The sequence below is a fragment of the Bacteroides xylanisolvens XB1A genome (assembly GCF_000210075.1).
In the GTDB taxonomy this organism is placed as follows: Bacteria; Bacteroidota; Bacteroidia; order Bacteroidales; family Bacteroidaceae; genus Bacteroides; species Bacteroides xylanisolvens.
Genome location: NC_021017.1, coordinates 3,399,969 through 3,413,489 on the forward strand (window position 1 = coordinate 3,399,969; position 13,521 = coordinate 3,413,489).

7 protein-coding genes are annotated in these 13,521 nt (G+C 40.1%); 5 read left to right on the forward strand and 2 right to left on the reverse strand.

What is annotated here, in order from left to right:
• Positions 1–214 precede the first annotated feature (214 nt).
• On the forward strand, positions 215–1,033 hold the full coding sequence (locus BXY_RS13340) for a 1-acyl-sn-glycerol-3-phosphate acyltransferase (protein ID WP_008642784.1): 819 nt from the start codon (positions 215–217) through the stop codon (positions 1,031–1,033).
• A 26-nt stretch (positions 1,034–1,059) separates the two neighbouring features.
• Positions 1,060–2,076, forward strand: coding sequence for a GNAT family N-acetyltransferase (locus BXY_RS13345; RefSeq protein WP_004315373.1), 1,017 nt, complete (start codon positions 1,060–1,062; stop codon positions 2,074–2,076).
• Here BXY_RS13345 and BXY_RS13350 read toward each other — a convergent pair.
• Positions 2,048–3,394 carry a deoxyguanosinetriphosphate triphosphohydrolase gene (locus tag BXY_RS13350; RefSeq protein WP_008642786.1) on the reverse strand — a complete coding sequence of 449 codons (1,347 nt, stop codon included), beginning with the start codon at positions 3,392–3,394 and terminating at the stop codon, positions 2,048–2,050. The two genes, BXY_RS13345 and BXY_RS13350, sit on opposite strands and share 29 nt — an antisense overlap.
• A 258-nt stretch (positions 3,395–3,652) precedes the next feature.
• Here BXY_RS13350 and BXY_RS13355 point away from each other — a divergent pair, with 258 nt between their 5' ends.
• Entirely contained in the window at positions 3,653–7,636 is a 3,984-nt protein-coding gene (locus tag BXY_RS13355) for a hybrid sensor histidine kinase/response regulator transcription factor (protein ID WP_004315370.1), read from the forward strand.
• 3 nt (positions 7,637–7,639) lie between these two features.
• On the opposite strand, the gene BXY_RS13360 is transcribed toward BXY_RS13355, so the two are convergent.
• The gene (locus BXY_RS13360) at positions 7,640–8,743 is read right to left on the reverse strand and encodes a glycoside hydrolase family 43 protein (protein ID WP_008018854.1); all 1,104 of its coding nucleotides are present in this window, start codon (positions 8,741–8,743) and stop codon (positions 7,640–7,642) included.
• A gap of 188 nt (positions 8,744–8,931) precedes the next feature.
• On the opposite strand from BXY_RS13360, the gene BXY_RS13365 reads away from it, so the two are divergent.
• Together BXY_RS13365 and BXY_RS13370 are read left to right on the forward strand one after the other, a co-directional pair.
• Positions 8,932–10,323, forward strand: a complete 1,392-nt coding sequence (locus tag BXY_RS13365; protein WP_015532171.1) for an IPT/TIG domain-containing protein — start codon at positions 8,932–8,934, stop codon at positions 10,321–10,323.
• 8 nt (positions 10,324–10,331) lie between these two features.
• A complete protein-coding gene (locus BXY_RS13370; protein ID WP_004316858.1) occupies positions 10,332–13,517 on the forward strand; it encodes a SusC/RagA family TonB-linked outer membrane protein in 3,186 nt (1,061 codons plus the stop codon).
• The last annotated feature ends 4 nt before the right edge of the window (positions 13,518–13,521 follow it).

Below are 13,521 nucleotides of genomic sequence, written 5' to 3' on the forward strand. Positions count from 1 at the left end.
GTTGCAAGTTTACGTGAATTTCTGAAACCCGATAGGGGGAAATCCGACGTTTTTATGCCCGAAAACTATCCGCGGATAGTTTTTAGGTTGTTTTTGATAGTTTTTGGGTGGTATTTTTTTATCTTCTGAACTTAAATCCTGCATTTTCTACCAAATTATTGCGATTAATAAAAAAGAACCGTTAATTTTGTGCCATCATTTTTATTTGAAAAGAATGACTGATGACTCTTTATTTTTGATTGATGTCGATAAGATACTTCGGACAAAGGCTCCGAAGCATTATAAGTACATCCCTAAATTCGTGGTTTCTTATCTGAAGAAAATTGTTCATCAGGATGAAATTAATGTATTCCTGAATGAGTCGAAGGATAGATTGGGTGTGGACTTTCTGGAGGCATGTATGGGCTTTTTGGATGCGAAAGTGGACGTAAAAGGCATTGAGAATTTGCCTAAGGATGGATTGTATACTTTTGTGTCCAATCATCCGTTAGGCGGACAGGACGGTGTTGCGCTTGGTTATGTGTTGGGAAAGCACTATGACGGGAAAGTGAAATACCTGGTGAATGATTTGTTGATGAATCTACGCGGATTGGCTCCCCTTTGCATACCTATTAATAAAACCGGCAAACAGGCAAAAGACTTCCCGAAAATGGTGGAAGCCGGATTTCAGTCGGATGACCAGCTGATAATGTTCCCTGCCGGACTGTGTTCGCGTCGTCAGAATGGAGTCATTCGTGACCTGGAATGGAAAAAGACATTTGTAGTAAAGAGCATACAAGCAAAACGTGATGTAATACCCGTGCATTTCGGCGGTAGGAATTCTGATTTCTTCTACAACCTGGCAAATATTTGCAAGGCATTGGGTATCAAGTTTAACATCGCTATGTTGTATCTTGCGGATGAAATGTTTAAGAATCGCCACAAAACTTTTACTGTCACTTTTGGCAAACCTATACCCTGGCAGACTTTTGATAAATCGAAAACCCCTGCGCAGTGGGCTGAATACGTAAAGGATATTGTTTATAAACTGTAACTGATAGAACAACTATAACAAGGAATATGGAAGAGATTATTAAACCGGTAAGCAAAGAACTGCTGAAGGCAGAATTGACGGAAGACAAACGCTTACGAATGACGAATAAGAGTAATAATCAGATTTATATTATTACTCATCAGAATGCTCCTAATGTAATGAGAGAGATTGGTCGTTTGCGTGAAATAGCTTTCCGTGCTGCTGGTGGAGGTACAGGCCTGTCAATGGATATTGATGAATACGACACGATGGAACACCCCTATAAGCAGTTGATCGTATGGAATCCGGAAGCGGAAGAAATTCTGGGTGGTTACCGGTATCTGCTTGGTACGGACGTGCGTTTTGATGAAAAAGGCGCGCCAATTCTGGCTACTTCCCACATGTTTCATTTTTCTGATGCTTTTATTAAAGAATACCTGCCGCAGACAATTGAGCTGGGGCGTTCGTTTGTTACGCTTGAATATCAGTCTACCCGTGCCGGAAGCAAAGGATTGTTCGCTTTGGATAACCTGTGGGACGGGTTGGGAGCGTTGACCGTGGTTATGCCGAATGTGAAGTATTTCTTTGGCAAGGTGACCATGTATCCTAGCTACCATCGTCGTGGCCGTGATATGATTCTTCATTTCCTCAAGAAACATTTTTATGATAAAGAGAAACTTGTTACTCCGATTGAGCCTCTGCAACTTGAGACTTCCGAAGAAGAGTTGAACGCATTGTTCTGCAAGAGTACTTTTAAAGAGGACTATAAGATATTGAATTGTGAAATCCGTAAATTGGGCTATAATATTCCTCCGTTGGTAAATGCGTATATGAGCTTAAGCCCTACGATGCGTATGTTCGGAACAGCTGTCAATTACGAGTTCGGTGATGTGGAAGAAACCGGTATCCTGATTGCTGTAGACGAAATTCTTGAAGATAAACGAATTCGACACATCCAGACGTTTATTGAAAGCCATCCGGATGCGTTGAGATTGTCTTCTTGTGAAGGGGAAGAGGTTTTTACTCCTAAAGTGGTTACACCGCAGGCAGACTGTTCCCGTTAATTTTACGATAAAGATCAAGAGCAAAGACGTCGGTCATTCCCGATATATAGTCAAGTACCGCCTGTATTCTTTCATAGAGTACAGGCGAATTTATATTGTATTGGCTGGAAACCCGGTCGATCAGGAGTTTGGAATAAGCCTTTTCGGGTGAGGTTACGGCGTCTATCATCAATTCGAGTAAGGTACTGATGATGCGGAATCCCGCTAGCTCGATATCCAGTACGTCCCGTGAACGGTAGATTTTATTGATAGATACTTCGACGCTGTGTTTGTAGGCTGCTGCCGGACGTTCGGCTATGCGCTTGATTAGTGATCCTTCGAACGTGCCGGACAGTATTTCTTGTTCATGATCTAAAAAGACACGGGTACACTCCCGGATCAATAAACCGATGACGGAAGAACGCAGGTAGGCGATTTGCTCGTTGACATCATTGACAATCAGGAATGTTTTCCGGAGATGTTCCTGTCGCTCTTCGCTGAAATAGGTCATTAATAGTTCTTTGGTTTCTTCAGTGGTGAGAATCTTCAGCTTATATGCATCCTCAATATCCATCATCTGATAGCAAATATCGTCTGCCGCTTCCACTAAATAGACTAGTGGGTGGCGTGCATACTTCAAAGGATGCTCGTTGAGCAAGGTCAGTCCTAATTCAGTTGCTATTTTTTGGAAACTTTCTTCTTCGCTGACGAAGAATCCAAATTTCGATTTGGTTCCTGCAAGGCTCGATGAAAAGGGATATTTCACGATAGAAGCCAGAGTGGTATATGTCAGGACGAATCCGCCTTTGCGACGTCCTTCAAACTGATGTGTCAGTATTCGGAACGCATTTGCATTTCCTTCAAAATGTGTCAAATCTTCCCATTCCATCGGAGAAAGTTGCTCGCCGTTCGGCTGCTTTTCTTTCAGGCGAACTCCTTTTCCTTCAGAGAAAAAAGTAGAAATAGCCTTTTCACCTGAATGACCGAAAGGTGGATTCCCCAAATCGTGTGCCAGGCAAGCGGCCGAGACGATAGAACCGATCTCCGGCAGGAAAGAATCTTGAAGTTCCGGATGACGTTCCAGAAGTGCTTTGGCAACATCGTCCCCGAGTGAACGGCCAACGCTGGCTACTTCGAGACTGTGCGTAAGTCGGTTGTGAACAAAAACGCTGCCCGGAAGAGGGAATACTTGCGTCTTGTTCTGTAATCTGCGGAAAGGAGCCGAAAAAATAAGACGGTCATAGTCCCGTTGGAATTCGGATCGGTTTTCCTGTCGTTCTTCATGGAATTCTTCCATCCCGAAACGTTTCGCTGATATTAGTTGTTTCCAATTCATCATTTTATTTACGATTTAACGATTTGCGATTTGATGATTGATGAATGTGTCAATTGACAGTTGGTACATTAGTACCTTGCCTTATTAGCACATTATTTATTATTTAACTGCAAACTTAACTATTTTTCAGTTCAAAATGTGTATTTTCGCTTGTTAAATCTGCTGTCCGAGATATTTGTCGTTAAAGATAAAATAAGTTCGGGGTTTTGACTGGATCGGCGGTAGACTTGATCTGGATTAATCTTTTTACTTCTTATTTATATGAAAAAACAGGTTACAGCCTTTATCTGTATAATCGTTTTCAATTTTGAAGCCATATTCGCTTCTACTGATTTCTCTTTTAAAAGGTATCAGGTGGAAGACGGACTTTCGCACAATACGACTTGGTGTTCGATTCAAGATAGCTATGGCTTTTTGTGGATTGGCACAAGTGATGGACTGAATTGTTATGATGGTTGTGGCAACAGGGTGTATCGGAATGCTTTGAATAATAAATATTCTTTGGGTAATAATTTCGTCAGTTCCCTTTTGGAAGAAGGGGAAAATATCTGGGTAGGAACAAATTCGGGACTTTATATCTATGACCGTTCTACTGACCGCTTTTCTTATTTTAATGAAACAACACGGTATGGCGTATTTGTCAGTAGTGAGGTGAAGAAAATCATAAAAACTCAAAGCGGTTTGATTTGGATTGCTACGTTGGGGCAAGGTGTGTTTATTTATGAACCAGTGACAGGTGTGCTGACACAGAATAGTATTCATACTTCTTTTGTTTGGGATATCTGTCAGAGTGCAGATTCCCGTATTTATGTTTCTTCAATGCAGGAAGGACTATTTTGTTTTGATGAGAAGGGAACCTTTCTGCAAAATTATCCGGTTCTGTCAGATTCAAACATAGGCAGTCAGAGAATCAATTGTCTCTATAGTATTAAGAATGAAATATGGTTTGGTGTGGGTACTAATTTATTAGGTTGTTATCAGGAAGGAAGCCCGGATTTGAAAATTTATGATGCGTCTGCACAGAATTTCGGTGCTATTCTCTGTTTGATGGATTATAACGAAAAAGAATTGTTAGTTGGTACGGATAATGGACTGTATCTGTTCAATCGCGACCTTAAAACATTTCGTAGAGGCGATTCTCCCTTTGGCTTGCGGGCATTGGGCGATCCAACTGTTAATGCAATGATGTGGGATGCCGAAGGTACACTTTGGGTGATGACTAACTCCGGCGGAGTGAGTTACATGACTAAGCAATTGAAGCGTTTTGATTACTATTCCCTTATCTCATTATCAGGTACATTAGAGCTTGGCAGGGAGATCGGCCCTCTTTGTGAAGACCAGAATGGAAATATCTGGGTGGGAACCCGGAACGGGTTATGTTTTTTCAATACACAAATTCATTCACTTTCGGAGTATACTTTAAAGAATGTGGATGCGAGATATGACATTCGTAGCTTGCTGCTAGATGGCGACCGCCTTTGGATAGGAACCTATGCGGAAGGGTTGCATGTGCTAAACCTGAAAACTGGAGCAGTAAAGAGTTATGTCCATTCTCGCGATATTCCCTATACAATTTGTAGTAATGATGTCTTGAGTCTCTTTAAAGACCGAAAAGGAGATGTTTTTGTTGGAACAAGTTGGGGGTTATGTCGTTACAATTCGCAATTGGATAATTTTGTGACAATCATTCATGTCGGCTCTATGGCTTCTGTAACTGATATTTATGAGGATATGTACAATAGTCTTTGGGTTGCGACCTCAAATAGTGGTGTCTTTCGTTATAATACAGTGAACGATCGTTGGGAACATTTTGAACATATACGTGAAGATACAACAACTATTACCAGTAATTCTGTGATTACATTGTTTGAAGATATGAAAGGAACAATGTGGTTTGGAACCAATGGAGGAGGATTATGCTCATTCTCCAAAGATACGGAGACTTTCATTGACTTCGACCCGGAAAATACATTGTTGCCTAATAAGGTAATTTTCTCTATAGAACAGGATCGGACCGGTGATTTTTGGATTTCCTGTAATGCCGGATTATGCCGCATTAATCCCGTGTCTCAAAAGAACTTTCACTTATTTACCGTAAATGATGGTTTGCAAGGTAATCAGTTTACTGCACAGTCTTCATTGAGATCGTCCACAGGGAAGTTCTATTTTGGAGGAATCAATGGTTTCAATGTATTTGAACCGGGGCAGTTTACGGATAATACCTATCTTCCCCCTGTTTATGTTACTGATATTAGTTTCCCTTATTTGACAGATGAACAAGAAGTGAAACGGCTGCTTCGTTTAGATAAGCCCTTCTATAAAGCAGATAAGATCCAATTACCCTATACAAATAATAGTTTTACAGTACGTTTTGTTGCACTTAGTTATGAAGATCCACACAGAAATCGTTATACTTATATGTTGAAAGGTATTGATAAGGAGTGGATACATTCATCTAATAATACGGCCTCATACACCAATCTTCCAGCTGGGGAATATGAGTTTTTAGTTTGTGGCTCTAACAATGACCATCACTGGAATGAGAAAGCGGCTTCCTTATGGATTGTGATAACTCCGCCCTGGTGGCGGACTAGTGTCGCTTATTTTATGTATATACTATTATTTCTGTGTACAGCTTGCTATATTGGTTGGCGTTGGAATCTCTATGTCAAGCGTAAATATAAACGTCGTATGGAGGATTATCAGGTTGCCAAGGAAAAAGAGATGTATAAATCGAAAATCAATTTTTTTATCAATCTGGTACATGAAATACGTACTCCTCTTAGTCTGATTCGGCTCCCTCTGGAAAAGTTGAGGGAAGAGGAAAAAGAAGAAAGAAAAGAAAAATACCTTTCGGTGATGGATAAGAATGTAAATTATCTGTTGGGAATAACGAATCAGTTACTTGATTTTCAGAAGATGGAGAGTGGAGCATTGCAACTTAGCATGAAGGAGTGTAGTATTAATGCGTTGATGAGTGATATATTCAATCAGTTCAATGGTTCTGTAGATTTGCAAGGGTTAACAATCTGTCTTAGTTTACCTCCTGAAGAAATTAGTGTGATGATTGATTCGGAGAAAGTTAGTAAAATTTTGGTAAACTTGGTAGGAAATGCTATTAAATATGCAAAATCTCAAGTCGAGATGCGGCTAATATTATTGGGCGATAGGGTAAATATAATAGTGAGTGATGATGGCCCCGGAGTCCCTGAAGGTCAGCAAAATAAGATATTTCAGGCTTTCTATCAATTGCCGGATGATCCGGTGGCAACGTCTACAGGTACAGGGATTGGTTTGGCATTTGCCAAATCTTTGGCAGAAGCTCATCATGGAACTTTATCATTAGAAAATAGGATGGAAGGTGGTTCCTCATTTATATTGTCTTTGCCGTTGGAAACAGTAGTAACGGAAAGTATTCCGAATGAATTTGCTGAAATGCAGATGATAGATGTGGAAGGAAAAAAAATGCCGGATTCGGAGTTTGGAAATAAGAGATTCATTGTTTTGTTGGTGGAAGATAATGTCGAGTTATTAAATTTGACCAGAGAATCTCTAAGTGATTGGTTTAAAGTTTTTTCTGCCTGCAATGGAAAAGAAGCACTGGAAATACTTTCACGTGAGAGTATTGATGTCATTGTAAGTGATATTATGATGCCCGAAATGAATGGTCTTGAACTATGCAACTATATAAAATCAGATCTAGTTTACTCTCATATTCCCGTTATCTTGTTGACAGCGAAGACAACGTTAGACTCAAAAGCGGAAGGTTTTGAAAATGGTGCTGATGCATATATTGAGAAACCATTCTCTATTAAGCAGCTCCATAAACAAATCGAAAACTTATTAAAACTGCGACTGGCCTTCCATAAGTTGATGATTAATCTTTCTGGAAGTCCGGCTTCTTCATTGGCGGATTTTGCTCTTTCACAAAAAGATGTAGAATTTATAGAGAGGGTAAATACGATTTTGTCGGAACTGCTTGCTGATGAGAGTTGCTCGATAGATTTGTTAGCAGAGCAGATGAATATGAGTCGTTCTAATTTTTCCCGGAAGATAAAGGCTCTGTCTGGTATGCCGCCTCATGATTATATAAAGAACTTTCGGTTGAATAAGTCGACTGAACTAATCATGAGTGGTATACGAATAGCTGAAGTTGCCGAACAGTTAGGGTTTACTACTTCTTCGTATTTTGCAAAGTGTTTTAAAGAAAAGTTTGGGGTATTACCGAAAGATTATAAAGGATAACAGCTAGTTCCTATCACTCGTGGGGGTGCCAGACGGCTTTTGAAGCAGGGTGCTTTCCTTTTGGGGGATTCCTAAAATGGGAATTCCATTTTCATCCCATTCTATCTTTTGTATGCGTGTTGTCCGACCGTCCAAAACGAACATGTCACGAAGGGCGTTTCGAGCGTGGTAAAGTATATACCATTCTTTCTTGTCGGGTGAAGGTATGAAACACAGGCTACCGGGGCCATACACATGATTCTCTGGTGCTTGTTTGAATACAGGTTCCAGAGATTTCTTCCATGAATTCGGGTTGAGAAGATCGCTGTTAGCATCAGCTGTTAATAACCCTACACAATAATAAGGTGTCCAGTTACCGCTTGCAGAGTAATATATTAATAATTTGTCTTTGTTTTTGGAACGGAAAAATTGTGGAGCTTCATTCACATGGATAGGATAACCGGTTTTATTGCCATCTACACTGATCCATTGACATTCCCATTCGTATTCAGGTTTGGATATTAATATACGGTCTGAGGCTAGTGTCCATGGATTTTTCATTTCAGCGATATAGATACATTGGGTTTCTTGATAAATTCTTCTGGTTTCCCATCCGCACCAGATTAGATAACGTTTGCCATTATGCTCGAAAGGATTAGCATGAATAGCCAAGTTATTATTTTTATCGGTCGATATTCTTCCTTTCATGACAAACTCTCCTTTCATAGGATCGGGAGATTCATTTTCTAGCACATATATCTGACGATTGTCTATATTACCATCATCAGCAGCGCAATAGATATACCATTTATTGTCCATATAGTGTATCTCTGGTCCCCAAAGATGAGATATACCAGGGGCATTTTGGGGCGAATATACGTTTTTTTTGGCTGCTTCTGCCAGTTGTGTTATATCGTCAGTTTCCCATAATATGATACAGTCTGCTAAACTTTGAGTATAGTAATATTTTCCTTCATGAAAGATGGCCCATGGTTCGGATCCTCCACCTATGACAGGATTTGTGTAGAAAAGTGTAGAGTCAATGCCTGTTTGTTTATCAGTCTTTTTGCTTTGGCATGATAGACAAACGATAAGCAATATTAAAAATAAGCAATTTTGAAATTTCATAGTGCTTTCTTTGCTAAAATACTTGCAAAGAAAGCACAAATTATTTAATTCTAGAGCTGTTTGATTAGTTTTTATTGTTTGTTAGTTAGGAATTAGCCTATAATTAATGCCCTCCTTTCTATATTTGTAATTAATAAACCTTTGGGCCCATTGACTATTAAATCTTATTATTAACTAAATTTATTATTATGATGAACAGGACAGGAAAAAGAATGAATGTTGTTAAGGCATTTTGTTTACTTGCTTTGCTTGGTTGTTTCATCGGTTGTAAAGACGATGAAAAGAGAAAGGAGCAAGCTTTTGATAACAGTTTGCCTATTGAAATTGTGGGCTTCGAGCCCAGGGAAGTCACTCCAAGAACACAGTTACTTATTTATGGAAAAAACTTCGGTAATGATCCTTCCTTGATTAACTTGAAGTTGGGAGGCGTGGAGACTAGAGTCGTAAACTGTAACAATGAGTGCATATATTGTATGGTACCTCGCAATGCCGATAAAGGGACTATAGAAATTTCTATTGGTGATCAAGCTGCTATAGCTCCTGACAGATTTACTTATATAGCCAATACGCAGGTTACTACGTTATGTGGCTATGTGGATGAGACTGGGCGATATGAAGTGAAGGATGGCCCATTCAGTGATTGTGGTTTGAATTCGCCTACATGGCTGAGCATTGATCCTAAGAACCCTAATCATATTTATATGATTGAGGATAAAAGTAGTATTCGTTTGATCGACATGGAGGTACAAGAACTGACTACAGTGGCAACGGTGGGGCAGTTGAATATTCAAGATCCGCGTTCTTTATGCTGGAGTCTGACTGGTGATACTCTATTTGTGAGTAATTATTCCAATGGTGATTCTCCGATTGTTGTCACTATGCTTTTGCGTAGCGAAGGATTTAAGAAAGCTCATTCGCTTTTTTCCGGTTATAAATGGGTTATTTCGGCAACTATTCATCCACAGACGGGTGACATCTATTTTGCTCAGGAATCGGATGCCACTATCAAACGCTATAATATGGCAACAAAAGAAGTGGAAACAATGTTTTCTGTGGGTGGAAACTGGATATGGATGTATGTTTACTTTCATCTTTCCGGTGACTTTGCCTATCTCATGCGTCCGCGTGAAGGAACTATCTTCAAATGCCAGTTTAACAAGACGACAAACTGGCTGGAACTGCCGAGTATCTATGTTGGAAATTGGAATCAGGGATACAATGAAGGTGTAGGAACGAATGTCCGTATGGGGGTGATGTGGCAGGGCACTTTTGTGAAAAATGAGAAATACATAGAGCAGCATAAAGACGATATCTATGACTTTTATGTGGCAGATGGAGAATTGTATGATAACCACCCTGGAGATCTGATATGGAAGGTCACTCCTAATGCCGAGGCCATCCGATACGCAGGGCGTGGAAGCGTGGCAATGGATAATAGCCATTTCGGATACGTTGACGGCGATTTGCTTCAGGAAGCCCGTTTCAACGGACCGCACAGTATTGCCTTTGATGAAGTGAATAAGATATTTTATATTGGTGATCAGCATAATCACCGTATCCGTCAGATTATTGTGGAATAAAAAATAGTATGAAAAACATGAAACAACAATTCTTAGTTATAATAGCCGCTCTATGTTGTTTTGCGGCAGGAATTTCGGCTCAGCAGTCCACCCATAGGCAGATTGTTGTGACTGGAGTGGTTACGGATGAAAATCAAGAACCGCTCATCGGGGCTAATGTGTCCGTTAAAGACGTACCGGGGTTGGGTTCTATCACGAACATAAATGGTAAATTTAGCATTAAAATGCAACCATATAATCGTTTAATTTTCTCTTACATTGGTTATGAGACACAAGAGATCCTTGTGAGAGAAGAGCGCACAGTGAACGTAGTAATGAAAGAAAAAACCGAAACGACATTGGATGAAGTAGTGATTACTGCTACAGGTGCACAGAAGAAACTAACGGTGACCGGAGCCGTGTCTACTATCAATGTAGAACAATTAAGAACCTCTCCTACAGGTAGTATTTCCAACTCTTTGGCAGGGAATGTTGCAGGTATAATAGCACGTCAGACTAGCGGGCAGCCGGGAAAAAATGTTTCTGAATTTTGGATTCGTGGTATCTCTACGTTTGGAGCGGGGTCAAGTGCATTAGTGCTGGTCGATGGTTTTGAACGTGATATGAATGAATTGAATTATGAAGATATCGAATCCTTCACCGTATTGAAAGATGCTTCGGAAACGGCTATTTATGGATCGCGTGGTGCTAATGGTGTAGTCTTGATTACTACCCGTCGTGGTAAGATCAATAAAATAACTGTTGATGCGAAAGTGGAGACAATTTACAATACACGTACATTTACTCCTGATTTTGTAGACGGTATTACTTATGCTAATCTGGCTAATGAGGCGCGCAGAACCCGTAATCTCGAACCTATTTATAGTGGAAATGAACTAAAAATTCTCACACAAGGACTAGACCCCGATTTATTACCGAATGTGGACTGGATGGACACCTTGTTAAAAAATGGAGCTATGAGTTATCGGGCAACATTGAATTTGAGTGGCGGTGGACAGAATGCACGTTATTTCGTTTCGGGCAGTTATCTTGACGAAGGTGGTATGTATAAAGTAGACAAATCACTGAATGAGGACTATAACACCAATAGTAACAATAAGCGTTGGAACTACCGTATGAATGCGGATATTGATGTAACACGTACTACTTTGTTGCAAGTGGGTATCGGTGGTTCGCTAAAAAAAATGAATGAATCGGGTATGACTTCACATGAGATCTGGAATAGCATTTTAAATCAAACTCCTACTAGCATGCCCATTATGTACTCCAATGGATATACTCCTACCAATTCGGACGGCGATATTAACCCATGGGTAGCTTCCACTCAATGTGGGTATAATGAACAGTGGTGGAATAATATTCAGACTAATATTACTTTGAATCAAAAATTAGATTTCATTACGAAAGGATTGAATTTTATAGGGCGTTTTGGTTTTGACACAGATAACTATAATTTTATCAAGCGTTATAAATGTCCGGCTTTATGGAGTGCGGATCGCTTTAGAAAAGATGATGGTACTATCAATTTTACGCGAAAGCGGGCAGAACAAGAAATGACCCAGACTTCCGGCAATACGGGTGAACGAAAAGAGTACTTTGAAGCCGAACTCCAGTATAACCGGAATTTTAAATCCCATATTCTTAGCGGGACATTGAAATATACACAGGATTCAAAGGTGAAAACCCAGGAGATTGGTAATGATATCAAGAATTCGCTCCCTATGCGCCATCAAGGGTTGGCTGGAAGAATTGCCTATAATTGGAATTATCGCTATTTTCTGAATTTCAATTTCGGATATACCGGTTCTGAGAATTTTGCTGCGGGTCATCAATTTGGTTTCTTCCCGGCCTATTCTGTGGCATGGAATATAGCAGAAGAACCCTTTGTCAAGAAGAACCTGAAGTGGGTAAATATGTTTAAAGTACGTTATTCTTGGGGTAAGGTCGGTAACGATAAAATGTATGAAGCTAATGGTACTACACTGATACGTTTTCCTTATTTATATACAATCGGTTATGGGGGTGCTCCCAATCCCAATATTTGGGGAGACAATGCCGGTTATTATTCTGCCTTCGGAGGATATAACTGGGCGGATTATGGTTATGAAAAGTATGGAACCACTCTTTTTCAGGGATTACGTTATACGTCTTATGCTAATGACGGTGTGACATGGGAAATCGCCACCAAGCATGACATCGGATTAGATATGAGTTTGTTTGACGATAAATTCACCTTGACAATAGACTACTTCCATGAAGACCGTAAGGGCATCTTCATGTACCGTAGATATCTTCCTGCCACAGCAGGTGTAGAAAATGGGATGACACTTCCGCAAGCTAATGTGGGGAAAGTTCTCTCAAAAGGAGTGGATGGAAACTTTGCATATAAGCAGCAGGTTGGGAGTGTCCAACTCACCATGCGGGGAAACATGACTCTATCGAAAAATGAAGTGAAAGATAAAGATGAACAGAACAATGTTTATCCTTATTTAATGGAACAGGAATACCGTGTGAATCAGGCGAAAGGTCTTATAGCGTTGGGATTGTTCAAGGATTATACAGACATTCGTAATAGTCCGCAGCAAACTTTCGGTGCCTACCAACCGGGTGACATCAAGTATAAGGATGTCAATGGTGATGGAATTATTTCTGATATGGATAGGGTAGCCATTGGAGCGACTACCGTCCCCAATTTGATTTATGGTATGGGTATTTCCGCTCAGTGGAAAGGGCTAGATGTTAATCTGCATTTTCAAGGAGCAGGTAAGTCTTCTTTCTTTATCAATGGAAGCGGTGTCCGTCCTTTCGTCAACGGTAGCAAAGGCAATATATTAAAAGACGTCGTAGCCGGCCGTTGGATTTCAAGAGATGAATCGGGCACTGAATCCACAGAAAATGTGCGGGCAGAATATCCCCGGTTAAGTTATGGCGGAAGTAACAACAACTATCAAGAATCCTCTTTCTGGTTGCGTGATGGCTCTTATGTGCGTTTGAAGACTTTGGAAATAGGCTATACCTTGCCTAAGCCTCTCGTCAACAAGATGCATTTCAATAATGTACGCATTTATTTAATTGGTACCAATTTGCTTACTTGGTCAAAGTTCAAGATGTGGGATCCGGAGATGAACAGTTCGAATGGAGCAGCTTATCCGTTATCTAAATCTATCACAGTGGGATTAAATGTAAACTTATAAAAAA